Source organism: Gracilibacillus orientalis, assembly GCF_900114645.1.
GTDB classification, from domain to species: Bacteria; Bacillota; Bacilli; order Bacillales; family Amphibacillaceae; genus Gracilibacillus; species Gracilibacillus orientalis.
This window is the reverse complement of record NZ_FOTR01000009.1, coordinates 129,136-155,176: the sequence shown is the minus strand read 5'-3', so window position 1 is coordinate 155,176 and position 26,041 is coordinate 129,136. Positions and strand designations below refer to the sequence as shown.

Here is a 26,041-nt window from a genome sequence, read left to right as displayed (position 1 = left end):
ATGAGAAGGAAGAGTACAATTTCCCCCTGTATAACAGAGAACCGGAGATGCTGAAAATCCGGTATACATGGAAATTGGAATGGACCTTCGAGAGTGCCTGGAAATGATAGTACAGAGCAACGGCTCATCCCCGTTAACGGATAACGAGCGGAAGGCTATATATTATATAGCCCTTCAACCAAAGGTGGCACCGCGGTAAATCAACCGTCCTTATACATACTAAAAAGTATGTATAAGGACGGTTTTTTATCTTTTACGGAAGAATTAAATATAAATTTTGCGAAAAGGAGTCGAATTAAAATGGTTAACTATAAAAGTACGGAACTAAACGGAGATACTATCACACCAATTTCCGTATTCAACAGAATCAAAGGTAAGAAAAAATTTTTATTGGAAAGCTCCATCAGTCATGGCGAAAAAGGGCGCTTCTCTTTCATTGGACTAAATCCGTACAAAGAAGTTATCGGAACAGCGACTGAAACAAGTGTCATTAACCATACCGACGGAACAAGACAATCCATTCAGCAAAAGCCTTTAGAAGTAGTGAAAGCACATATCCCAAACGAAGAACTGCCATTACCATATGCTTTTTATGGTGGAGCAATCGGCTATATTGGCTATGACGCCATTAGACAATACGAATACATTGGCGAACTTTTAGAAGACGAAATAGACATGCCAGATGTCCACATGATGTTCTATCAGGACGTTATTGTTTTTGACCATGTGAAACAAAAGGTAACGATGATGACGATCAACTTAGATGGCACAAGAAATGATGACCAATTAGCAGCAAACTTAGATCAACTACAGGATCAAATATTGACACCGGAAGCAACAATGCCAGACGAAGAGTTACTCGTCAGCTTCGAACCATCGATTGAAAAGCAAACCTATCTGAACATGGTCGAAACGGCTAAACAACACATTGTTGACGGAAACATTTTCCAGGTGGTCTTATCACAGCGAATGAAAGCAAGCTTTGATGCCGACCCGTTCACTTTTTATCGCAGGTTAAGAGTATCCAATCCATCACCTTATATGTATTTTATCGATTTTGATGATTATATTGTACTCGGGGCATCACCAGAGAGCTTAATTAAAACAACCGGACGAGAGGTTGTGACAAACCCGATTGCTGGTACAAGACCAAGAGGGAAAACAGACACAGAGGATCAGCAATTAGCAACGGAATTATTAGCAGATGATAAGGAATTGGCAGAACACAAAATGTTAGTGGACTTAAGCCGGAATGACCTGGGACGTGTTTGTGAAGTTGGTTCGATAACGATACCTAAATATATGACGATTGAACGTTATCAACATGTTATGCACATTGTTTCAGAAGTACATGGTGAATTAACTCAAAACTACACAGGTTTAGACGCGTTGATATCGACACTGCCAGCAGGTACCGTGTCAGGGGCACCAAAAATCCGGGCCATGCAAATCATTAATGATCTGGAAGACAAAAAGCGTGGTGTATATGCAGGAGCTGTCGGCTACATCAATATGAATGGTGACCTCGATTTAGCGTTAGCGATTCGAACGATGGTAATTAAAGGCCAACATGCCTATGTGCAAGCAGGAGCTGGTGTAGTCTATGACTCTGATCCGCAATCGGAATACCAGGAAACGTTAAATAAAGCAAAATCGCTATTGGAGGTAAGTAAAAAATGATTCTATTAATTGATAATTATGATTCATTTACCTATAACTTGTTTCAATATATGTCAGAACTAGGCAAACAAGTCGAAGTGGTCCGTAACGATAAAATCACTTTAGAGGAAATTAGAGAGCTGGATCCCGAAGCTATTATCCTGTCCCCGGGGCCAGGCATTCCTGAAGAAGCAGGAATTTGTATTGATGTGGTGAAAGCTCTATCGAGTGAGTTTCCGATTTTAGGTATATGTCTTGGTCATCAGGCAATTGGTGCCGCATATGGAGCAACTGTCACACATGCAGGACAGATCAAACATGGGAAAACATCGATGATTCGTCATCAAAACGATGAAATCTTTAATTATTTAGAGCAACCGCTAGAAGTGATGCGTTATCACTCCCTAGTAATTGAAAAAGATACAATTCCTGATCAGTTATTAGTAACCGCAACGGCAATGGATGATAAGGAAATTATGGCAGTCAAACATACGTATTTACCTGTCTACGGACTACAATTTCACCCAGAATCAATCGGAACTGGAAAAGGTAAGCAATTATTAAATAATTTTTTTGAGTCGATTAGAAAGGGGCAAAAAGCATGAAAACATTATTAAAAAAAGTGATGGAAAAAGAAGATTTGACATTGACAGAAATGGAGGAAGCTGCAAGGTTTATTTTTTCAGAAGAAACAAGTGATATTGCCATTGGTGCCTTTTTAGCAGCGCTGAAGACAAAAGGAGAAACAGTGGATGAGATTACAGGGCTAGTAAACGTATTGTTAGAAATTTCTCCACTCGCATTGCCGGATGAACTTGCAGGTGCAATGGATAACTGTGGCACAGGAGGCGATGGTTCACAAAGTTTTAATATTAGTACAACTTCTGCTTTTGTCATTGCAGGTGCAGGTATTACCGTAGCAAAACATGGTAATCGTAGTATTTCGAGTAAAACAGGAAGTGCAGATGTATTAGAGCATCTTGGTGTTCCTTTAGAGTTCACTCGGCCTGAAACATATGCCATTTTAAAACAAAATGGTATTGCCTTCTTATTTGCGCCAAATGTACATCCAGCAATGAAGCGTGCAATGAAAGTGAGAAGAGAATTAGGTGTGCCGACTATCTTTAATGTGATTGGACCATTAACGAATCCTGTGAAACTAACTTCTCAATTGATGGGGACATATCGTCGTGACTCATTAGAAACAATGGCAGGTGTATTGCATAAATTAGGGCGCAAACGATCATTGATTGTGAATGGTGCTGGTTATATGGATGAAGCGTCTTTAGCAGGTGAGAATCATTTGGTATTATTAGATCGAGGTGAAATTATGAAATTCACCCTTAAACCAGAAGAAGTGAACTTGCCAATTGTAGAAAATGATTTAATCAGAGGTGGCGATGCGAAAGAAAATGCAGAGATTTTACGCAGTGTATTAGAAGGAAACAAAGGCCCACATCGTGACACAGTTTTATTAAATGCAGGGTTAGGCATTTTTGCTAATGGCAAAGCAGATACGGTACAAAAAGGGGTAGAATTAGCACGAGAGTCAATTGATTCCGGTGCCGCATTAGCTAAATTAGAGAATCTTATTTCGATAAGCAATAACATGAAACAAGAGGTGTAACATGACCATTTTAGATAAAATTATAGCAGAAAAAGAAAAGGAAGTAGCGGAATTAAAAGACAGCTATCAGCCGGGATCGATACATGGAAGACGTGTCAATATTTCCTTATATGATACCTTTATGAACGCTGAAAAGATGAGCATTATAGCAGAGATGAAACGTGCTTCACCGTCGAAAGGGTTAATTAATGATGGGGTCGAACCTGCTACACAAGGACGCATCTACGAAACATGTGGAGCAGGTGCGATCTCCGTGCTAACCGATACACCTTTTTTCCAAGGAACGATTGAAGATATGCAAGCGGTCAGGGAAGTAGTGGAGATTCCGGTATTGAATAAGGACTTTATTATTGATGAAATTCAAATTGACCGTGCGTATGATGCCGGTGCGAATTTGATTTTATTAATCGCAGCAGCCTTGCCTGAACAAAGACTAGCAGCATTGTATCAATATGCTGATGAAAAAGGCTTAGAAATTTTATTTGAGGTACACAATGACGAGGAGTTAGCGGTTGCTGAACGAATCGGTGCAAAGATTATCGGGGTCAATAACCGTGATCTAAAGACATTTGAAGTAGACCTCGCTACAACCGAGAAACTGGCAGAAAAAATAGACACAACTAAAACACTATTAATCAGTGAAAGTGGCATGAAGGAAAAAGCAGATGTTGAACGTGTGCAGAAGGTTGGTGCCAAAGGAATTTTAGTTGGTGAAACAATGATGCGTTCTGTTGACTTAAAAGAAACATTTGACAGTTTAAGAGTGCCGTTAGGAGAATAAGTATGGTTCAAGTAAAAATTTGTGGATTACAAAATGAAGAGACGATTCAAACTGCAGCAGAAGCAGGTGCAGATTTCATTGGATTTGTGTTTGCCAAAAGTAAACGAAGAGTCACGAAAGACCAGGCAATCAAATTGGCCCGATTTGTCCCATCTCATGTGCAGAAAGTCGGTGTTTTTGTCAATGAAAGCATCGAGGTAATCCAGGAAATAGCTCGTGATGTTGGCTTGGATTATGTACAATTACATGGGGATGAGTCGCCTGCTTTTTGTCAGGAAATTGGCTTGCCCGTAATTAAAGCATTTGAGGTGCGTCAGGCGAGCGATTTGGATGAAATTGAACCCTATGACTGTGCGTACTATTTATTAGACAGCCCGGCCGGTAAATATCGTGGCGGATCAGGCGAAGCGTTCGACTGGTCCATAGTAAAAGAATTTGACTTTTTGAACAAAAAGATTTTGCTTGCAGGTGGTCTGAAAGTCGATAACATCGAAGAGGCGATCGCAGAAGTTGCTCCTGCTGGTGTCGATGTATCCAGTGGTGTCGAAACTGATGGCCAGAAGGATGTAGACAAAATACAAACATTTATAAATGCAGTAAAGAAAGGTGATTAAAATGGTTAAATATCATGTGCCAAATGAAACAGGTCATTACGGGGATTACGGTGGCCGTTTTGTACCGGAAACGTTAATGCCAGCCGTTTTAGAATTGGAAAAGGCATATAAGGAAGCTATTAATGATGAGAAATTTTTAGATGAATTTGATTATTATTTAAAAGAATACGTAGGAAGGGAAACACCGCTTTACTATGCAGAACGTTTTACAAAAAAATTAGGTGGTCCGAAAATTTACTTGAAGCGTGAAGACTTAAATCATACTGGTGCGCACAAAATTAATAATGCATTGGGACAAGCGCTTTTAACCTTAAGAATGGGTAAGAAAAAAGTTGTCGCAGAAACAGGCGCAGGTCAACACGGGGTGGCAACTGCTACGGTTTGCGCCTTGCTTGGCTTAGAGTGTGTGGTTTTCATGGGAAAAGAGGACGTTCGTCGTCAGAAACTTAATGTCTTTCGTATGGAACTACTAGGTGCTCGTGTCGAAAGTGTCGATCAAGGTAGCGGTACATTAAAGGATGCTGTAAACGAAGCATTGCGCTACTGGGTAAGCCATGTTGAGGACACCCATTATATTATTGGTTCTGTTGTCGGACCGCATCCATTCCCGCAAATCGTTCGTGACTTCCAAAGCATGATTGGTTCTGAAACGAAAAAACAAGTGAAAGAAAAAGAAGGTCGCTTACCGGAAGCGGTAGTTGCTTGTATCGGGGGCGGCAGTAACTCAATGGGAATGTTCTATCCGTTTGTTGAGGATGAAGAAGTGAAGCTTTATGGCGTCGAAGCTGGCGGAAAAGGTGTTGATACGGATCAACACGCTGTCACATTGAGTTATGGAAAAAAAGGTATCTTGCACGGTACGATGACCTATTTATTACAAGACGAAAACGGACAGATCCAAGAAGCGCATTCGATTTCTGCAGGTCTTGATTATCCTGGTGTAGGACCTGAACACAGTCACTTACGGGATATTGGTCGTGTCAACTATGTTGATATTACAGACGAAGAAGCGCTAGATGGCTTACAGGAATTATCAAGAACAGAAGGGATTATTCCAGCATTGGAAAGCTCCCATGCGATTGCATATGCGATGAAGTTGGCCAAGGAAATGAAAGAAGAAGAAGTGATGGTTATTTGTTTATCTGGCCGTGGAGATAAAGATGTGGAAACAGTGAGAGATGCATTAGGTGGTGAAGCAAATGGGTAAGGAAAAAATAGATCAGGCATTCAATGTAGTATTAGAACGTGGAGATAAAGCCTTTGTACCATATATCATGGCTGGTGATGGTGGTTTAGACAAATTAGATGAGCAGCTAGCCTTTTTAGAAGAAGCAGGTGCAACTGTCGTAGAGTTAGGGATTGCCTTTTCAGATCCGGTGGCAGATGGTCCGACAATTCAAGAAGCGGGTCTCCGTGCATTGGCAAATGGCGTATCACTTAGTGCGGTTCTAGAAAAATTAAAAGAAAGCAAAGATGACCGGAATATCCCAATTGTGCTGATGACGTATATTAATCCGATTCATACTTATGGCGTAGATAGTTTTGCTAAAACTTGTGAGGAAGCAGGAGTCGATGGATTAATCATTCCTGATTTACCTTTGGAGGAAGAAGGAATCATCGTCCCTGCTTTACAGAAAAACGAAATTGCACTCATTCGTTTAGCAGCATTAACCAGTACGGATGAACGCTTAGCTGAGATCGGAAAGCGTACGGAAGGCTTTCTCTATGCTGTGACCGTCACTGGAACTACAGGGGTTCGTGCTTCTTTTCAAGAAAATCTGGGTGCTCATTTACAAGCACTTCGAGAAAAAAGTAATGTACCAGTACTCGCTGGATTTGGTGTATCCAGTCCTGAACATGTACACTCATTAACAGAACATTGCGATGGAGTGGTAGTTGGAAGTAAAATCGTTGATTCCTTATATAAGGATGACAGGGATGCAATACGCGAATTAATCGCATCCGCACATATTTCAAAACAAAGGTAAGAAAAGTCGCTTGAGGTTAGAACCTCAGGTGACTTTTTTTATGTTAAAGCTTTCCGGTTAAATTATATGTAAATTAACCAAAAATATGTAAGCACCAATTTAGTAAATAACTATCATATAATGCACATTAGAAAATTATGCGAGAAAAAAATAGTCTATATTTACTAAAAAACACTTATCCACACTGTTATCAACATAAAAATAGATGTGGATAAGTGTGGGATCAAGGAAAATCTAAAAAAAGGATATGTTTTCGCAAAAAAGTGAATTCACACAATCTCTTTATGGTGGCATACTGTAAATAAGTTCTATTGCAATAGTTCAAAAACATGTACGAACAAGAAACTAGTTTAACTTATTTATATTTTATCCTCTTTATGTAAGCGGTAACATTATCGGATTTTATTACACGAAGGAGGAGAAATGTCTTGAACTACTTTTTTCTGTTGGCAGGCACGCTTTGATCTAAATAATAAGCGTACCCATATGAGGGAAATCAATTAAGGGGGAATTAGGTATGAAGAAGAAAATAATATTATTTATCACAATTTGTTTGGTGTTCATATTAGCAGCTTGTAGTGATGACGAAACAAGTAGTGAGCCAGAAGAAACCGAAGATGGAAAGGTTGTATTAACAGGCCTTATAACGAAGCACCCGTTGACCAAAGACCTTGAAGACATGGAATGGTTAGCAGAAGTAGAAGAAAGAGCAGGTGTAGAAATAAAATGGGAAGAAGTAACAGCTGACTGGGATCAAAAGAAAGGTGCGATGTTAGCTGGTGGTGATATTCCTGATATAATTGTTGGTCCGAATGCCATCACAGATGCGGATTTTGCACAGTTCCCTGGCTTATTTGAAAACCTTGCCCCATTAATTGAAGAGCAGGGACCAAACATTCAAGCGATGTTTGATAAGCATCCAGAAACGGAATTACTTTCAACGCAAACGGATGGAGAAATCTATGGGTTATCCAAGTATCAAAAGTTCTGGCCGGAAACAGCTACCATGCAATTCATTAATGATCAATGGCTAGAAAATTTAGGGTTGGATGTGCCAACGAATTGGGATGAATTGTTTGATGTATTAATGGCTTTTAAAGAAGAGGATGCCAATGGTAATGGAGACCCAAATGATGAGATTCCAATGGATTTTGCCCCGGTAGCTGAAACAGGATTTGGCTATTTCCACCCAACAGTATTACTAGGTAGTATGGGGATGACGGTAACAGGTGGCGGCGGCCAAGGTTACTTCTTGGAAGATGGCGAAGTGAAGAACTTCTTTGTAGATGAAAGATACAAAACATTTGTATCCTTTTTAAACAAATTATATGAAAACGGTTTAATAAATGATGAAGCATTCACGCAAGATTATTCACAGTATCAGGCTTTAGCACGTGGTGATGGTGATGTAGCCAAAATAGGCTATACATTTGGTTGGGAAAGAACAGACAGATTTGGTTTAGGTGTTTCAGATCAATATGAATCGTTTGATCCGATGAAAGCATCTGCTGATTATGATGGTGAAGTTAGCTGGTCTTATGACTATAATGAATTAAACTTTGGCGTTAATTTTATCCAAATGTCATCAGCGACAAGCAATAAAGAAGCAGCCATGAAGTTTATCAATGAACTTTATGATCCTGAAGTCAGTCTGCAAGTATTATTTGGTTCTTTAGGACCTAATATTGAAAAGACTGGGGATAACTCCTACAAAATCCTTGAACCACAAGATGAAGAAATGGATCCAGGTACATGGAAATGGACTTCTACTTGGGCGGATAACGGACCAATGTTTATTTCGGATGAATTAGATGTTGAGTTACCTGTGGATATGCAAGCAGTAGATGAACAACAAGCGCCATTTAATGCTGCCTTCGAATCACTGGATCGTGAAAATGATGTGTTCCCTGGAATGATGCTGAAATATTCAGAAGAGGATCATAATCAAATGACACTTGTTAATACAGACTTTATGAATATTGCCATTTCCAAGTTTGGTGAATGGATTACCTCAGGTGGTATTGAAGATGAATGGGATAGCTATGTGCAACAAGTAGAACAGATGGGCTTACCATCAAATATTGAGATTATCCAAGGTTACTATGATGATTACAAGGAAAAATCAAACTAGAAAAATAGTAGGAGAGATATTGGCAAACAGCTAATATCTCTCTAAAAAAAGGAGAGTCTTATCATGGCCTTGATCCAAGGAACTAATACAGAAACTTTGCCCAAGGCGAAAAAAGCAACAGTTATTAATACACTAAAAAGAGATTATCAATTGTGGCTTATGATTCTACCTGCGATCATCTGTGTCATCATATTTAACTATATTCCGATGTATGGCATCCAATTAGCATTTCGGGAATATGATTTCACTGCTGGTTTGACGGGTGGAGATTGGGCAGGATTTAAATATTTTGCGCAATTTATCAATAGTCATCTTTTCTGGGATTTGATTCGTAACACGTTACTAATTAGTATCACAACAATTGTTGTTGGTTTTCCGGCACCAATCGCTCTCGCTCTATTAGTCAACCAAATCAGATGGAAAAGAGGAAAACGGATTCTCCAAACGACCGTTTATTTGCCTCACTTTATTTCCATCGTTGTATTAGTTGGTTTATTAAATGTAATGTTATCTCCAAATACCGGTGTTCTCGGTTTACTATTAGCCAAGCTAGGTGTGGAAGGAAATCTATTAGCATCTGTAAATGCATTTGTTCCGATATATGTATTATCGGATGTGTGGCAGCATGTTGGTTGGAACAGTATTATTTATCTGGCAGCATTAGCCGCTGTAGATCCACAACTTTATGATGCAGCAAAAATAGATGGTGCGAATAAATGGCAAATTATTAGGAATGTCGAGATCCCGGCTATTATCCCGACTATCATCATTTTATTAATACTTAATATGGGAACAGTTATCAGCACAGGGTTTGAAAAAATATTCTTAATGCAAAACTCTCTCAATTTACCAATATCAGAAGTGATTGAAACGTATGTGTATAAAACTGGTATTGTATCCAATCAATTTAGCTATGCTGCTGCAATTGGTTTATTCAATACATTCATTAATTTCATGATGCTGGTTATTGTTAACACCATTGCGAAGAAAGTAGCTCGCATCAGCCTTTGGTAAATGTAGTTCCAATCAATTTGAAGGGGGAAAAGGAATGCCTTCTATCACGATGAATAGAATTAGAAATAAAAAGCCAACCGATTTATTATTTGATGTTACAATAGTGGCGATTTGTATATTAATGTTTTTTATTGTAGCTTATCCCTTATATTTCATTGTCATTGCATCGATTAGTGACCCTACTTATGTTTCAACTGGAAAAGTTCTTTTTCTTCCAAAGGGATTTAGTTTATTTGGATATGAACAAATTTTTGGTGATTCAAGAGTTTGGATTGGGTATCGTAATACATTATTCTATGCTCTTTTTGGGACATTGATTAATTTGCTTTTAACGTTACCGGCAGCATATGTGTTGTCTCGTCATGAGTTTAAAGCAAGAAGGTTTTTGATGTTTTTCTTTATCTTCACCATGTTTTTTAATGGTGGGTTAATACCTACCTATATGTTAATGAGGGATTTAAGCTTATTAGATACGCCATGGGTGTTTATATTTAATCCACTCACTGTTAATGTCTTTAATTTAATTATTACGAGAACATTCTTTGAAAACAACATCCCGCATGAAATGTTTGAAGCAGCAACAATGGATGGCTGTTCACACTTTAAATTTTTCTCTACCATTGTTTTACCATTATCCAAGGCTGTTACCGCTGTAATTGGGCTTTATTATCTAGTATGGCATTGGAATGATTTCTTTACAGGGTTAATTTATATCCGTGATTATAACCTGCAGCCCTTACAGATCGTATTGAGAGATATCTTGTTATCCAATCAAGTGTTTGCAGAGGGTGCGGGAAGTGGTGGAACCGGTGGAGGGTACGCACAGCGTTATGCCGATCAGGTTAAATACGGTGTCATTATAGTATCCTCCCTACCTGTATTAGTCCTGTATCCATTTATCCAGAAATACTTTGAAAAAGGTGTGTTAATCGGATCTGTAAAAGGATAAAAGGAAGAACAGAACTGGAATCAAGCAGTTCTGTTCTTTTTAGTATGAAATTCACACAAAATCTGTTGGCGAGATAAAACAGTCTGTTCACGAGATAAACGCGAATATCTCGCCAATGATACGCACAATCTCGCGAACAATTTTTCGATTAATTACCAATTATTGTATGGAATTCATTAAAATAATCGACCAAATAATCTCGAAATGTACAAGCAGCCATGGACAGATAGCGTTCTTCGAGCCATGCGATTTGATAAGTTCGCTGACATAAAGGTTCATCAATATGCACCACGTGGAACGATGCATCTCTTTCTTCGACGAAGGTTTCTGGTAAAAAGGCAACACCGATTCCCGTGCGAATAAAATGACTTATGGCCGATAGTTCATCAACTTCACAAACAATATTCGGAGTAAAACCTGCTTCTTTGCAAAAAGAGTCCGTCATTTCTCGAAAAGGATTCCCTTCTTTTATATTTATAAATGAATCATTGGCCAATTCATTTAGATTGATGCTTTTTCGATTAGCAAATCGATGTTTAGGAGGAACAGCTAATAATATTTTTTCGGTGAGAAAGGAATTTCCCTTTATCCCATCCTCTTTTAACGGTGGAAAAGTAATACAAAAATCGATATCACCATTTCTTAATTGTGTTACCTTTTCTTGAGTTGTAGCTTGGCTGATTTGTAGTTTTATATCAGGATGCATGTCTATGAAAGAGCCAATGAGATCAGAAAAACATTTATGAGTAGTAGTTGATATATTAACACGCCTTTGTTCCATTCCCGCAAGGTCTTCGATTTCTTTTCGACCCTCTTCAAGAATTCCCAAAGCAATTTCAGCTTTCTTCAGAAACACCTTCCCGAAAGCATTCAGTTTTATATTTCTTCCCTTACGCTCAAATAAGGGTACACCCAAATCTTCCTCTAATCTAGCAATGGTTTTACTAAGAGCAGGTTGTGCAATGCGAATCTCTTGAGCCGCTTTTGTCATATGTTCTAATCTGGCAACTGTTCGAAAATAATGCAATTGTAACAATTCCATGCAAATCACCCCATTATTCATATACTTAAATATATATATTAATGAATAAAAATATATTTTAATTTATTTATTTATGATATTAAAATAAATACTGTAAGTTGACAACAGATATACTAGGAAAATGTCAAGTGTTTTATTATCTTAAGAAGGAGTGTAAGCTATGAAGCTAAACCATATTAACCTAACCGTCACTGATGTTGATGTTGCTCGAGCGTTTTTAGAAAAATATTTCTATCTACAAACTAGAAGCACATATAAAGATTCATTCGCTTTATTGGTAGACGATGACGGATTACTGCTTGCTTTAATGAAAGGTTCTAAGGTCAACTATCCCAATTCCTTTCATATAGGCTTTGAGCAAGTAAACGAAGAGCAGGTAAATGAAATCAATCAACGTATGAAAGATGATGGGATCGATGTAAAACCGCCCAAAAGAGCACATCGTTGGACTTTCTATGTTAAAGCCCCGGGTGGGTTTACTATTGAGGTTTTTAGATGAGTACAAAGATGCTCAAGTCTAAATCAATGTTAAAGAAAGGAGAGATGTTATATGAAAGTTGCCGCGTTTTCTAGCTATGGCCCCTCGGAGGTACTACGCATAATGGAATTTGATGAGCCAAAAGCATCAGTCGACCAAGTACGTGTTCGGATCAAATCCGCTGGCATTCAACCGTTTGATTGTGCTGTACGTAGTAGTGGCTGGACACCACCAGATCTAACAGTAAGTTTTCCGCAGATTCTTGGTAATGAGTTTTCTGGAATTATTGATCAAGTAGGGGAAGATGTCACTGGCTTTAAAGTGGGTGATGAGGTTTTAGGTTGGGAGTTAATGGCCTGTTATGCTGAATATGTAGTAGTCAAGGCGGATCAGATCGTAAAAAAACCACAGCAGATGACTTGGGAGGAAGCAGGTGTCATAACAGCCTCAGGTCAAACAGCTCATACCGCGTTACAGGAACTCGGTGTTGGAAAGGGAGACACTGTATTAATTCACGCTGCAGCTGGTGGAGTGGGTACATTCGCAGTGCAATTAGCGCAAGCGTGGGGAGCAACCGTCATTGGCACCGCAAGTGAATCCAACCACGATTACCTGGGATTCCTTGGAGTGATTCCTGTCACTTATGGAGAAGGACTTACTAACAGAGTGCGTTCTCTCTTCCCGGATGGGATAGACGTTGCCTTTGATGCCGCCGGAAGCGATGCTCTGATCGCTTCCATGGATCTTGTGGAAAACAAGGACCGTATTGGTACCATTGTTGCATTCGACCTAGTAGAGGAATTAGGAGTTCTACCTATACGAAGTCAACGTTCAACTGAACGGCTTTCCGAACTTGTTAACCTGTACAATAAAGGAAAATTATATATACACGTTAGAAAATCATTCCCACTTGATGAAGTTGTGGAAGCACATCGAGAGGTCGAAGTAGGACACGGTTACGGGAAAGTTGTTCTTACAATCGACTAACTATGTTACATCTTCAATCATTGTTCGGGTGTTGCAAAGAAAGAAAAAGCCGTACGCATAATAATATATGCTAGCAAACTAACGCCTAAAGCAGGTATAAAACCTGGCACTATATAATAAAGATAACAGGTTGCCGCAATTAAGATAAGCATGGCAATAGTGTGAAGAGGCTTACCAATAACTAAAATAGCAGAATATTTAATATAACCAAGCACAGAAAAATGATAGTGCACGTAGATAGGGAAAATGAAAACAGAAACAAGCGCAATGATGGCTAACAAGATATATGTCATCACCATTAATGTTGAATTTAGTAGTGAGCTGTCTAATCGCCCTAAGACTTGAACGTTGAACAGCAAAACAGCTGTAGCAGCCGTTAGTATGTAACCAAGAATATTAGATTTAATAAACTCCTGTTTGTAATAATGGATGAATTGTTGAAATAGCTTTATATCATCTTCGGTTTTAATGTCTTGTCTTATAGTGGCGAACAAGGCTACAGTAGCTGGGAAAATACCAACTATAAATAAGCCTAAAACAGAAAAGATAAACCAGTACAAGTTTAATAATAGAATTTTAAAAATCCATTCGCCAATCGTTATATAAGTTGAAATACCTTTATTCATATAAGAACCTCCGAAACTCTTTGTCTATTAAGCATACACAAAAATATAGCATAGGTAAATTTAATATAGAAAATATAAAGGAAAAGATAGGAATTCTAAAAATAGTATAAAATATATCATTTTCTAGTGTTGTAATAGTTGCATGAAGAGTACTCAAAGTTACAAAAGTGCTCCATGAAAATGACCTAGCAGGGTTTAGCAATAAACTTTCGTAATAAGAAAAAAACGGTCCTTATTCGCACTAGATGGAAACTGCGAACCAATGAAAATTCTCTATATAGTGAGGCTCCCATCCATTCTTTTGTGAATGAGTGGTAAACCATCGCTGCGGAAAAACGCTCCTTTTCACCGAGGAAGCATACTACGAAGCGTTACTAGAAGACACAGGCCCATCACGGGGTCTTCAAGACTGCACAGGAGTCTCGCATTTTTTCAGAAGCTTAGAGTAGTTCTTTAATGAAGGGAGAAGAAATTCTAAAGATTTATATTCCATGGATTTTATTCTTTCAATCATCAGTGAATCCTTACCAGCGTAGGCAGAATACGCAGACTCCTACGGGAACAGCGCGAGCCGAAGACCCCGCAAGAAAAAGTACTTGGTTTTCTGAGGAGGCTGAGGCCGTGCCCGTGGAAAGCGAAGTATTCTGCCGTAGCGGTGATATAACAGTCTCTACAAGAAAGAATGGTAGGAAGCAAATTCTTTATAAAGTTACTTCGCAGTTTATGTTTAATGTGCGCAATTATATATTTTCTTACCTTGTTAAAAAAAAAAGGCTATCTCTTAAGAAGAGATAGCCTTAAATATTATACGTACATCGCACTGATTTCTTTTTGTAACTTCTGATCTGCTACATATTCATCATAACTGATTTCTTTATCGACAATTCCTTTTGGTGTAATTTCAATAAGGCGACTGGCGATACTATTAATGAATTGATGGTCATGAGATGTAAACAGAAGGGAACCTTTAAACTTTATTAAGCCGTTGTTCAACGCAGTAATTGACTCCAAGTCTAAGTGGTTTGTTGGTTCATCCAATACTAGGACATTGGCATTGCTTAACATCATTTTCGATAACATACAACGGACTTTTTCTCCACCAGATAAAACATTCGCTTTTTTCAAGGCTTCCTCCCCGGAGAATAACATACGGCCAAGGAATCCGCGTAAGAAAGTTTCCGTTTGATCTTCTGGTGAATATTGACGGAGCCACTCCACTAAGGACATGTTATTGCCATCGAAAAATTCTGAGTTATCTTTCGGAAAGTACGATTGTGAAGTAGTGACACCCCAAGTATAGCGTCCTTCGTCAGGTTCCATTTCACCCATTAAGATATCAAACAACACTGTTTTAGCTTGTTCATTCGGCCCGACAAAAGCAGCTTTATCATAAGGTTTTAACGTAAAACTTACGTTATCTAACAGCTTCACACCATCAATTGTTTTCGAAATACCTTCGACACGTAATAAATCATTTCCAATGTCACGGCCGGCCTGGAAGGCTACATACGGATAACGGCGGGAAGATGGTTTAATATCATCTAATGTAATATTATCCAACATTTTTTTACGAGAAGTCGCTTGTTTTGATTTGGATGCATTAGCACTAAAGCGAGCGATAAAGTTTTGTAATTCTTTCATTTTCTCTTCTTTTTTCTTATTTTGGTCTTTAGCCATTTGCATCGCTAATTGACTGGATTCATACCAGAAATCATAGTTTCCGACGTACAATTCAATTTTTCCATAATCGACATCTGCAATATGTGTACATACTTTATTTAAAAAGTGACGATCGTGAGAGACCACAATAACTGTATTGTCAAAATTAATTAAAAATTCTTCTAGCCATTGAATCGCTTGAATATCCAAGTGGTTTGTCGGCTCATCTAATAATAAAATATCTGGATTACCGAATAATGCCTGTGCAAGTAGGACTTTTACCTTTTCAGAACCTGTTAAATCCGCCATTTTTTTTGTATGGAGATTTTCTTCAATCCCAAGGCCTTTTAAAAGAATAGCTGCATCGGATTCGGCTTCCCAACCATCCATCTCAGCAAATTCACCTTCTAATTCGGCAGCACGCATGCCATCTTCTTCAGTGAAGTCCCCTTTAGCATAAATAGCATCTTTCTCCTGCATCACTTCATATAAACGAGTGTGTCCCATGACAACAGTCTTTAACACTTCATATTCTTCAAAGGCGAAGTGATCCTGCTTTAACATAGCGAGACGCTCATCTTTTCCAAGTGCAATTTGACCAGTCTGTGGTTCGAGTTCACCTGACAATATTTTAAGGAAAGTTGATTTACCAGCACCATTGGCACCGATCAAACCATAGCAATTTCCAGCTGTAAACTTAATATTAACGTCTTCAAATAACTTCTGATCACCAAAACGTAAACTTACATTAGTTGCTTGTAGCATACTCCATAATTCCTCCATTATCTCATATCATAAAGCAAGCTTAAGCGATTTGGGTTAGGAAGTCAATCAATGGGCTACCTGGATAATTAAAATAAAAAAACTCCTCTTAATCATGAAACATAAGAGAAGTTAACATCTAGTATTATTCTTTGTCTTTCATTTATAAGATTTGAAAGACCATCAATGAGTAAACAAATAAAAGCGACCCAATGCAATACCGTACCCAAACCTGGAATGATTCCAAGTACATAGCTACGCTACCTACCATACAGTAGCATGATTATTTTTAGCTAAAACTAGTGTTACAATATGATAAACTAACGTTACAAGTAACGGTATCCGAAATAATGAAAGAACAATAGCACCGCCGATTCCAAGTATGCCTAAAATAAATTCTAAAACAGCTCCAATTAATTTAAGTACATCAGCTAGTAACATATGAATTCCTCCTTTCTAATATAGTTCTAAAGAATCAAAATAAGGGTAATTTCACCATAGAGTAGTAAGTTTTCATATAGAAGCATCGACGTTTTATTTATTTTTGTAGAAAGGGAAAGATATTATGACAGATTATTCTAAACATCACTCATACGGTTTTCGTTTAAAAGGGGATTATCAAGAGCGGGTGGCCGGTCTCCATTCCGTTGGGAAGGAATTGCGTACAGAGCATTCTTATATATGGGATGGATTAAAAAGAGGGGAAGAAGGACGTGTTGTTTTTCAATATACATTAGGTGGACAGGGAAAAATTAGAATTGGGGAGAAAATCTATCCCTTAACAAAAGGTGATGCTTTTTTCGTTCAGATCCCTAGTGATCATTGTTATTACTTACCAGAAGATTCGGATCGCTGGGATTTTATGTATATCACTGTTTATGGAAATGAGGCATTACATCATTTTCATCGTATAACAGAAAAATATGGCCATATTCTTCGACTGCCTGACCATGCAAATCCGATTAAACATATATTGCGAATGTTAGAGAAATTAGAAACAACTGGTATTAACCATGCCTATGAGGCTTCTGGTTATGCCTATTCTTTCTTAATGGAATGCTTGCAATATCTCGAATATGAACAACGCCAAGAGTATCATTTACCTGTTTCGATTGCCAAGGCGATTTCTTTTATTGAAAAAAATTATGCAGAAGATATTTCATTAAATGATATGGTCACCGTTTCTGGTTTATCTAAATATCATTTCACTCGACTATTTTCTACCTCTGTAAATCAAACACCGATCCAGTATTTAACGAAAGTACGTATCCAGCATGCATTAGACCTTTTACAATATAATGAAAGGTCAATTGAAGAAATTGCGAATGAAGTTGGCTATACATCAAGTAACTATTTTAGTAAAGTGTTTAAAAAGTTGTTGAATGAGACGCCGAGTAATTACCGTCAAAATAAATCTGTCATGCCGGTTGATCGATTATTCATTGACTAATAACCGCAATATTTTACTCTTATCAGAAATATTTACGATTGTGAACGGTTTTGAATCTCCTTATGATGGTATTAAGCACTAGCAATTTAATACGAATTATGAGGAGGATGAATATGACTAAAATAACGTTTTTAGGTGCGGGGAGTACGGTTTTTGCAAAAAATGTACTAGGAGACTGCATGACTGTCGATGCCTTGCAAGATTTTGAATTTGCCTTGTTCGATATTGATCACGGGCGCTTAACTGATTCAGAAATGATGTTAAATAATTTAAAGAAAAGCTTAAATTCAGACGTGAAAGTGAAGGCTTATCATGACCGTAAGGAAGCATTAAGAGGTGCAAAATATGTGATTAATGCTATTCAAGTTGGAGGGTATGATCCGAGTACGATTACCGATTTTGAAGTACCGAAGAAATACGGATTACGACAGACCATTGCCGATACACTAGGAATAGGTGGGATCTTCCGTGATTTGAGAACTATTCCTGTCATGCAAGAATTTGCACGGGATATGAAAGAAGTTTGCCCTGATGCATGGTTTTTAAATTACACGAATCCGATGGCGGTATTAACCAATGTGATGTTGAAAGAAGGAATTAAAACGGTTGGACTATGTCACAGTGTTCAGGCTTGTGCTAGTCATTTATTAGATTCCCTAGACATGCCAAAGGATCATATTCAATGGAAGATTGCCGGTATCAACCATATGGCATGGCTACTTGACATTACAAGGAATGGGGAAGATCTTTATCCGGAAATCAAAAAACGCGCAAAAGAAAAACAACAGGAAAAGCATGATGATATGGTTCGCTTTGAATTGATGGATAAGTTTGGCTACTATGTCACAGAGTCATCGGAGCATAATGCGGAATACCATCCATACTTTATTAAGAGCAAGTATCCGGAATTAATCGATAAATATAATATTCCATTAGATGAATATCCACGTCGTTGTGTCAACCAGATTGAAGACTGGAAAAAAATGCGTGATGACCTTATCAACGATCAAAACTTACAACATGAACGTACACATGAATATGGATCATACATCATAGAAGCAATGGAAACGAATAAGCCTTTTAAAATAGGTGGTAATGTGCTGAATACAGGAGGGCTTATTAGTAATTTACCGGAAAACGCTGTTGTCGAAGTTCCGTGTCTAGTTGATTCAAGTGGAGTAACTCCCACTTATGTTGGTGATTTGCCAGAACAATTGGCAGCACTGAACAGAACCAACATTAATACACAACTTTTAACAATAGAAGCGGCACTAACAAAGAAGAAAGATAAAATATATCAAGCTGCACTACTTGATCCCCATACTGCAGCAGAATTATCAATAGATGATATTATCGCTTTATGTGACGATTTAATTGAAGAACATGGTAAATGGCTGCCAGAATATCAATAAAAATGAGAACACCTTCTTTTTCTCGAAAAAAGAAGGTGTTTCTTTATCTTTTGAAAAAATTTCAATCCTAATTCTAGTAAATAAATAGAGTTATCACTTAAATAATTTACTAAACAAATAAGGTTATCATTTAAAAATTCACTTAAAAAGTAATTGAAAGCGGTTAATTATTATGGTATCATCATTCTAACGAAGATAAAAATTTACTAAATTATATTTGAATAATGTGATTTATTTACTAAATACAGGGACTGAGGTTATTATGGCGACTATTAAAGAGATTGCAATCAAATCAAAGGTTTCGCCTGCAACAGTGTCGAGAGTATTAAATAATGATGATTCATTGTCTGTTGCAGAAGATACACGTCAACGAATTTTAAAGGTAGCTGAAAGCTTAAACTATAAAACAATGAGAGTAAGAAAAAAACAAACGGAAAGTCAAAAGTCTTCTTACAAATTTGGTATTTTTTTATGTCAATCCTTAACGGAAGAATTAAACGATCCCTATTTCTTATCTATTAGACAAGGGGTAGAAAATCAATGTAGAGACTTAGACATAGAAACAACAGAGATATATCGTATCCAAAGTTTTCAACTTTCGCAAATAAATGAAGAGTTAGATGGATTAATCGTAATTGGAAAAATTGATATAGAAATCATAAATAAACTAAAACAAAAAATTAAACATTTTGTATATGTGGATTGTTCACCAGATGAAGATCAATTTGATTCTGTTGTCATCGATTTTCAAAAATCTACAAATTTAGCATTGGATCATTTAATAAAACTAGGTTATGAAAAAGTAGGGTATATCGGTGGAGTCCAAGAAGAACATAGGCAACAAAAAGAAAAAATAGTATTCGATGATGAACGATATAAAATATTTAATGAAAAAATGAAAAAGTTAGGAAAGTATGCGGAAGGTCACATATTTATTGGTAAATTTACCATGTCAGAAGGTTATCGCCTGATGAAAGAATCGATTGCTAAGGGAAATTTGCCGAATGCATATTTTATGGCTAGTGACCCTATGGCGGTGGGCGCTTTGAGGGCACTTCAAGAAGAAAATATAAAGGTGCCAGAGGACGTTGCAATTGTAAGTTTTGATGATGTGGAAATGGCGAAATTTGCAAGTTGCCCATTATCAACGGTTCATGTTCCAACTGAACTAATGGGTAGAACAAGTGTCAAGCTCTTAGTTGACCGAATACAAGGTCGGTATATTCCTTTGAAAGTAACTGTACCTACTAATTTTGTGGTAAGAGAAAGTTGTGGTGCAGAAAAATAAAACAGATATACTTACTACTTTAAGGAGGTGAGTAAAACGAATTTTGAAAGATATGTAAGGATGTAGCCCTAGAAAGGTTTTTGGCGGAACGATTCTAGGACTACGGGCACTCTTTTTTGGACAAGAGCACTTTCATTATAAATGAAGTTTAGTGCTCCTTACAATGATTACAGTTCTTGAATATTTTAAAAAAGGAGTTTTATAATGAAAACGTTTTTTAAATCATTTTTGTTTATGACCTGTATTTCTTTCCTATTAATCGGTTGTTCTGATGGAGGATCATCAGATAAGGGCGGTAACAATGGAAGTGAGGATGGAATAACACTTTCGTTATACTCAACAGTGACGAATGAAGCAGATCAAACAGCAATGGAATCTGTTATTAAACAATTCGAGGAAGAATATCCAGATATTAATATTGATTATAACTTCCCAGCAGGGGAGTATGAGAGTCAATTACGTGTGAAAATGGCAGCAAATGACATGCCTGACTTATTCGATACACATGGTTGGTCACAAAACCGTTATGGAGAGTACACAATGGATTTAAGTGATATGGACTGGGTAGCGGATTTAGACCCAGCTTTAGAGCAAATTTTTATGGATGAGGAAGGAAAAGTATATGCTTACCCAATAAATCAAGCTAAAGATGGATTAACATATAACAAAAACGTACTTGATGAATTTGGAATCGAGCCACCGAGTACATTTGATGAATTGATGACTGCACTTGAAACGATAAAAGAAGAAAGCAATGGGGAAGTAATACCACTATGGTTTGGTGGTAGTGAAGAAGGTGAATTTGGCCAGTTTTTTGATCAATTTGCTACGCCATTATTAATCACACACCCTGATCATGATTACAGTGAAGCATTATTAGATGGATCGTTCGATTGGAAACCTTATACATTCTTACCTGAAAAGTTATTAGAAATGCAAGAAAAAGAATTAATTAATGTAGATGCATTAACAGCACAAGTACATCAAAAAACACAGTTATTAGCACAAGATAAAATCGCTTTTGTTATGGCAACAACTCCAATTGGTGCTGTTCGTGAATTAAATCCTGATGCAGAATTAGGTGTTATGCCAGTGCCTGCAATTCATGAAGGCGGAGAGCAAAGCTGGATTGGAGGGGAACGTCACACCTATGCTATCTGGAAAGATACAGAGTATCCAGAAGAAGCTAAGACATTTATAGAATTTTTAGCTCAACCAGAAATTGTTCAGGAATTAGCAGAGGGTACATCACTCCCAGCAGGACTTACAAACGCATCTGCAGATATTTATTTCCAACCTTACTATGATGAGTATGCTGATGTAATGGTAGAACCTTATTTCGACAGAGTATACTTGCCGAGTGGTATGTGGGAGCCGATGGGTACTGTAGGACAAGAATTATTATCTGGATCCTTAACACCTGAAGAGGTATCAGAAAAAATGGCTACTGAATATACTCGTCTGTTAGAACAAGAAGGATCAGAATAAAAACACTGTGTATAACGAGTAGGGAATTATCCCCCTGCTCGTTCATAATAGGAGTTGAATAGCGATGAGTTTAAGCACCAGAAAGACTGCAAAAATAGAAAAAAATTCATCACTTTGGTGGATGTATTTACCGGCATTCCTGTTTGTAGCCTTTTTTATTGTGTATCCATTTTTAAACGGGATTCGGATTTCGTTTACAAACTGGAATGGTTTTTCGCAAATGTATGAATTTATAGGTTTGCAACAATATACACGTATGCTTACAGATCCGGATACATGGACGATTGTAAGAAATACACTATTATACGGGATAGGTAGTACAGTGTTTCAAAATGTTTTAGGCTTAGCTTATGCATTGCTTTTAAATCAAAGTATCAAATTTAAAGCCGTAACGCGTACCATTGTTTATTTACCCGTTATTATCAGTCCATTAATAATGGGATATATTTGGTATTTTTTCTTTGCTTACCAAGGTGGTGCATTAAATGATGTCCTTATGGCATTAGGGATGGATCAAATTAATGCATTAGGAAATTCAGACTTAAATATTTGGATTATCGTATTCGTAAATACTTTCCAATTCGTCGGAATAGCAATGATCATATATTTAGCAGGTCTACAAAGCGTTTCAAAGGACTTTTATGAAGCAGCTGATATTGATGGCGCTTCGTCTTTTCAACAGTTTAAAAACATCACATTACCATTATTAATGCCATCTATAACGATTAATATGGTAATTAACATTATCGGTGGTTTAAAATTATTCGATGTTATCATTTCACTGACAGGCGGTGGTCCTGGTAATGCATCTCAGTCGATGTCTACATTTATGTATGACTTGTATTTTTCTAGACAAGATGCAGGGTATGCAGCAACTCAAGGTGTTTTAATGATGGTGATTATTTTAATTTTAAGTTTATCAGCGCTTGTGTACTTCCGACGTAAGGAGGTGGAGGCATAATGAATTATACATCTAAAAGAAAAAAAACAATGTTATCGATGTTAGCCTTTGTTATTACACTTTTACATCTCATACCATTTTATATTCTAATAACAACTGCATTAAAGGCAAAAGGTGACTTCAGCTCTAAATGGTTTTTTCCTACAGAAATAAATTGGGCTAATTTCAGTGAAGCTTGGGAACAGGCAAACCTCGGTAATGCGCTGTTGAATACAATGATTATAACGTTCTTTGCAGCAATACTGTTAATTGTCGTAGGTTCTCTTGCATCCTATCCTTTAGCAAGAAGACAAACGAAATTAAATAAATTTATGTATATGTTTTTCATTGCGATAATGGTGGTGCCGCCATTAGCAGCGTTAGTACCACTGTATCAATTAGTAGTGAGCATTGGGCTAATGAATACACATGAGGTAGCCATTTTTAACAATGTGGCAGCCTATTTACCGTTAACAATATTCTTATATGCCGGTTTTATCCGATCGACAATACCAAAGTCATTAGAAGAAGCAGCTCGAATTGATGGTGCAAGTACAATGAGTATTTTCTTTCGTATTGTGTTTCCGCTATTAAAACCTGTTACAGCTTCCATTTTGATCATTGCATGTGTATTTATTTGGAATGATTATCAGTTTGCGATTTTCTTTTTACAAGATAAATCGGTACAAACGATGACAGTGGCATTATCGGGGTTCTTTGGTGAAAATACAAACAACTTAAATCTCGTAGCATCTGCAGCTATTATAGCAATGCTGCCAATGGTTATTCTGTTTTTATTTTTACAAAAATATTTTATTAAAGGCTTAGCATCAGGATCAGTAAAAGGATAAAGGAGTATTAACATGACAATTAACTATAATGAACAAACAAGAGAATTCCATTTACAAACAAATCAATCTAGCTATATTTTTACGATTTTAGAAAATGAACAACTGGGTCATTTATATTATGGTAAAAAAGTGAAACATAAAGCTTCTTTTCAACATTATCTGGAAACAGGATTTCGTTCCAATATTACCTACTTAAAAGATGGGGATATGACTTTTTCATTAGAACAGACAAAACAGGAATATCCATCTTATGGTACAACCGATTTCCGTGAACCAGCATTCCAAGTGCTGCAAGCGAACGGCAGCAGAATTACGGATTTTCAATATAAAAGTCACAAGGTTTATAAAGGTAAGCCCAAATTGGTTGGCTTACCTGCCACATATGCTGAAAATGGTGATCCAGTAGAGACAGTGGAAATTACTTTGTATGATGACGAAATCGATGCAGAATTGCTGTTACTTTATTCTGTTTTTGAAGAGCAAGATGCGATCGTTCGCAGTGCCAAATTTAAAAATGATGGCAAGCAGAAACTCAATGTAACACGAGCGATGAGTGCAAATATTGATTTCTTCGACTCAGATTATGAAACGGTGCAGTTATCAGGAGCATGGAGCAGAGAACGACATATTAAAACACGGAGATTGGAGGAAGGAATCCAAAATATCTCGAGTACTCGTGGTATTAGCAGCAGCCAGCACAATCCGTTTATTGCACTGAAGCGACCAGACACGAATGAATATCAAGGTGAGGTCTATGGTTTCAGCTTAGTGTATAGTGGCAACTTTCTTGCCCAAGTAGAAGTGGATTATTTAGATGTTGCACGTGTCAGTCTAGGAATAAATCCTTTTGACTTTAATTGGGTGTTGGAAGAAGGCGAAAGCTTCCAAACTCCGGAAGTAGTCATGACATATTCTAATCAAGGCTTGAATGGGATGAGTCAGAATTTCCACCATCTTTATCAAAAACGTTTAGTCAGAGGCAAATGGCGTGATCAAGCACGACCAATTTTAACAAATAACTGGGAAGGAACGTATTTTGATTTTGATGAAGTAAAAATTGTCGAAATGGCGAAACAATCAAAAGACTTAGGTGTCGAACTATTTGTACTGGATGATGGTTGGTTCGGCAAACGTAATGATGATACAACGTCATTAGGCGATTGGTTCGTTGACTATGATAAACTACCAAATGGAATAACTGGCTTAGCTGAGAAGATTACTGATTTAGGAATGGATTTCGGTTTGTGGTTTGAACCTGAAATGGTGTCGAAAGTAAGTAAGTTGTATGAGGAGCATCCTGACTGGATCCTTCATGTACCACATCGTAATCAATCACATGGACGTAATCAGTTTGTGCTAGATTTTTCGCGTGAAGAAGTGGTGGACGCACTTTATCATATGATGGCTGACATCTTACGAGATGCGCCTATTTCCTATGTGAAGTGGGATATGAACCGCTATTTAACGGAGATTGGTTCGGTTACATTACCTGTCGATCGTCAGCGCGAAGTAACACATCGGTATATATTGGGTGTTTATGATTTATATGAACGTTTAACATCCGAATTCCCAGAGATTTTATTTGAATCTTGTGCAAGCGGTGGCTGCCGATTTGACCCTGGTATGTTGTACTATGCACCACAAACATGGACAAGTGACGATACGGATGCAGTAGAACGTTTGAAGATACAATATGGTACGTCATTTGTGTATCCGATAAGTTCGATGGGGGCACACGTATCAGCAGTCCCTAACCACCAGGTGGGTCGTTATACAAGTCTTAAAACAAGAGCAGAAGTAGCGTACTTTGGCGCATTTGGTTACGAATTAGACGTGACAAGGATGCAAGAAGAAGAAAAACAGGAAATGAAAGAGCAAATTGCATTTTTCAAAAAACATCGGGAAGTATTCCAATTCGGTACATTTCATCGTATCCATAGTCCGTTTGAAAAAGACGGTAATCGCACATCATGGATTTCTGTATCAAAAGATAAGTCCAAGGCCGTAGCGGCTGACTATCAAGTGTTATCCCGTCCAAATCCAGGTTTTAAGCGTCTATTACTGAAGGGGTTAGACCCAGAGGGAAGCTATGAAATCGATGGATATCAAGGCGTATATCATGGAGATGAATTAATGGCAATTGGTATACCATTAGATCACGAAAGATTCACTGAACACCATGAACATGAAGTAACCGGTGACTTCCACTCCCGCCTATTGGTACTTCATAAGATATAATCAAAAAGGATCTCTGCTTTTAAGTAGAGATCCTTTTTGATGGTGAGTGCTGGGAAA

The 26,041-nt window shown here is 37.5% G+C and carries 23 protein-coding genes and 1 other annotated feature (1 of these 24 cut by a window edge); of the genes, 19 read left to right on the top strand and 4 right to left on the bottom strand.

The window, feature by feature from the left end; all coding sequences use genetic code 11:
- Positions 1-215, top strand: a binding site (T-box leader) (it extends 9 nt beyond the left edge of the window).
- Between the two features lie 85 nt (positions 216-300).
- The 10 genes from trpE to BM121_RS16045 all read left to right on the top strand — a co-directional run bounded on the left by trpE (position 301) and on the right by BM121_RS16045 (position 10,763).
- Entirely contained in the window at positions 301-1,680 is a 1,380-nt protein-coding gene (trpE, locus tag BM121_RS16090; protein ID WP_091484677.1) for an anthranilate synthase component I, read from the top strand.
- Positions 1,677-2,264, top strand: coding sequence for an anthranilate synthase component II (locus BM121_RS16085; protein ID WP_091484676.1), 588 nt, complete (start codon positions 1,677-1,679; stop codon positions 2,262-2,264). Before trpE ends, BM121_RS16085 begins: the two co-directional genes overlap by 4 nt.
- The gene (gene trpD / locus BM121_RS16080; protein ID WP_091484675.1) at positions 2,261-3,286 is read left to right on the top strand and encodes an anthranilate phosphoribosyltransferase; all 1,026 of its coding nucleotides are present in this window, start codon (positions 2,261-2,263) and stop codon (positions 3,284-3,286) included. The genes BM121_RS16085 and trpD overlap by 4 nt, the downstream gene beginning before the upstream one ends.
- A 1-nt stretch (position 3,287) precedes the next feature.
- Positions 3,288-4,067, top strand: a complete 780-nt coding sequence (trpC, locus tag BM121_RS16075) for an indole-3-glycerol phosphate synthase TrpC (RefSeq protein WP_091484674.1) — start codon at positions 3,288-3,290, stop codon at positions 4,065-4,067.
- Between the two features lie 2 nt (positions 4,068-4,069).
- Entirely contained in the window at positions 4,070-4,681 is a 612-nt protein-coding gene (locus BM121_RS16070; RefSeq protein ID WP_091484673.1) for a phosphoribosylanthranilate isomerase, read from the top strand.
- 1 nt (position 4,682) lies between these two features.
- The gene (gene trpB, locus BM121_RS16065; RefSeq protein ID WP_091484672.1) at positions 4,683-5,888 is read left to right on the top strand and encodes a tryptophan synthase subunit beta; all 1,206 of its coding nucleotides are present in this window, start codon (positions 4,683-4,685) and stop codon (positions 5,886-5,888) included.
- Positions 5,881-6,669, top strand: a complete 789-nt coding sequence (trpA, locus tag BM121_RS16060) for a tryptophan synthase subunit alpha (RefSeq protein WP_091484671.1) — start codon at positions 5,881-5,883, stop codon at positions 6,667-6,669. Before trpB ends, trpA begins: the two co-directional genes overlap by 8 nt.
- A 517-nt stretch (positions 6,670-7,186) precedes the next feature.
- Complete coding sequence (locus BM121_RS16055; protein ID WP_091484670.1) at positions 7,187-8,800, top strand: extracellular solute-binding protein; 1,614 nt, start codon at positions 7,187-7,189, stop codon at positions 8,798-8,800.
- Positions 8,801-8,863: 63 nt separating this feature from the next.
- Positions 8,864-9,814 (top strand): ABC transporter permease, encoded by a 951-nt coding sequence (locus BM121_RS16050; RefSeq protein WP_091484669.1) that lies wholly within the window; start codon positions 8,864-8,866, stop codon positions 9,812-9,814.
- A gap of 34 nt (positions 9,815-9,848) precedes the next feature.
- Positions 9,849-10,763: a carbohydrate ABC transporter permease gene (locus BM121_RS16045; RefSeq protein ID WP_091484668.1), complete on the top strand. Its 915-nt coding sequence runs from the start codon at positions 9,849-9,851 to the stop codon at positions 10,761-10,763.
- 148 nt (positions 10,764-10,911) lie between these two features.
- Here BM121_RS16045 and BM121_RS16040 read toward each other — a convergent pair whose 3' ends face one another.
- Positions 10,912-11,805 (bottom strand): LysR family transcriptional regulator, encoded by an 894-nt coding sequence (locus BM121_RS16040; RefSeq protein ID WP_091484667.1) that lies wholly within the window; start codon positions 11,803-11,805, stop codon positions 10,912-10,914.
- A gap of 160 nt (positions 11,806-11,965) precedes the next feature.
- Here BM121_RS16040 and BM121_RS16035 point away from each other — a divergent pair, with 160 nt between their 5' ends.
- The gene (locus tag BM121_RS16035; protein ID WP_091484666.1) at positions 11,966-12,304 is read left to right on the top strand and encodes a VOC family protein; all 339 of its coding nucleotides are present in this window, start codon (positions 11,966-11,968) and stop codon (positions 12,302-12,304) included.
- A 51-nt stretch (positions 12,305-12,355) separates the two neighbouring features.
- Positions 12,356-13,270 (top strand): NADP-dependent oxidoreductase, encoded by a 915-nt coding sequence (locus BM121_RS16030; protein WP_091484665.1) that lies wholly within the window; start codon positions 12,356-12,358, stop codon positions 13,268-13,270.
- A gap of 17 nt (positions 13,271-13,287) precedes the next feature.
- On the opposite strand, the gene BM121_RS16025 is transcribed toward BM121_RS16030, so the two are convergent.
- The 3 genes from BM121_RS16025 to BM121_RS22490 form a co-directional block, all read right to left on the bottom strand.
- Positions 13,288-13,896 (bottom strand): YesL family protein, encoded by a 609-nt coding sequence (locus tag BM121_RS16025; protein ID WP_091484664.1) that lies wholly within the window; start codon positions 13,894-13,896, stop codon positions 13,288-13,290.
- An 804-nt stretch (positions 13,897-14,700) separates the two neighbouring features.
- Positions 14,701-16,320 (bottom strand): ABC-F family ATP-binding cassette domain-containing protein, encoded by a 1,620-nt coding sequence (locus BM121_RS16015; RefSeq protein ID WP_091484662.1) that lies wholly within the window; start codon positions 16,318-16,320, stop codon positions 14,701-14,703.
- 261 nt (positions 16,321-16,581) lie between these two features.
- Entirely contained in the window at positions 16,582-16,758 is a 177-nt protein-coding gene (locus BM121_RS22490) for a hypothetical protein (RefSeq protein WP_245780828.1), read from the bottom strand.
- Positions 16,759-16,882: 124 nt separating this feature from the next.
- Here BM121_RS22490 and BM121_RS16005 point away from each other — a divergent pair, with 124 nt between their 5' ends.
- The 7 genes from BM121_RS16005 (at position 16,883) to BM121_RS15975 (ending at position 25,984) form a co-directional block, all read left to right on the top strand.
- The gene (locus BM121_RS16005; RefSeq protein ID WP_091484661.1) at positions 16,883-17,767 is read left to right on the top strand and encodes an AraC family transcriptional regulator; all 885 of its coding nucleotides are present in this window, start codon (positions 16,883-16,885) and stop codon (positions 17,765-17,767) included.
- 113 nt (positions 17,768-17,880) lie between these two features.
- Positions 17,881-19,179: an alpha-glucosidase/alpha-galactosidase gene (gene melA, locus BM121_RS16000; protein WP_091484660.1), complete on the top strand. Its 1,299-nt coding sequence runs from the start codon at positions 17,881-17,883 to the stop codon at positions 19,177-19,179.
- Positions 19,180-19,441: 262 nt separating this feature from the next.
- Complete coding sequence (locus BM121_RS15995; protein ID WP_091484659.1) at positions 19,442-20,467, top strand: LacI family DNA-binding transcriptional regulator; 1,026 nt, start codon at positions 19,442-19,444, stop codon at positions 20,465-20,467.
- Between the two features lie 204 nt (positions 20,468-20,671).
- Positions 20,672-21,955, top strand: coding sequence for an ABC transporter substrate-binding protein (locus tag BM121_RS15990; RefSeq protein WP_091484658.1), 1,284 nt, complete (start codon positions 20,672-20,674; stop codon positions 21,953-21,955).
- Between the two features lie 64 nt (positions 21,956-22,019).
- A complete protein-coding gene (locus BM121_RS15985; RefSeq protein WP_091484657.1) occupies positions 22,020-22,916 on the top strand; it encodes a carbohydrate ABC transporter permease in 897 nt (298 codons plus the stop codon).
- Entirely contained in the window at positions 22,916-23,746 is an 831-nt protein-coding gene (locus tag BM121_RS15980; RefSeq protein ID WP_091484656.1) for a carbohydrate ABC transporter permease, read from the top strand. Before BM121_RS15985 ends, BM121_RS15980 begins: the two co-directional genes overlap by 1 nt.
- 12 nt (positions 23,747-23,758) lie before the next feature.
- On the top strand, positions 23,759-25,984 hold the full coding sequence (locus BM121_RS15975; protein WP_091484655.1) for an alpha-galactosidase: 2,226 nt from the start codon (positions 23,759-23,761) through the stop codon (positions 25,982-25,984).
- Positions 25,985-26,041 lie beyond the last annotated feature (57 nt).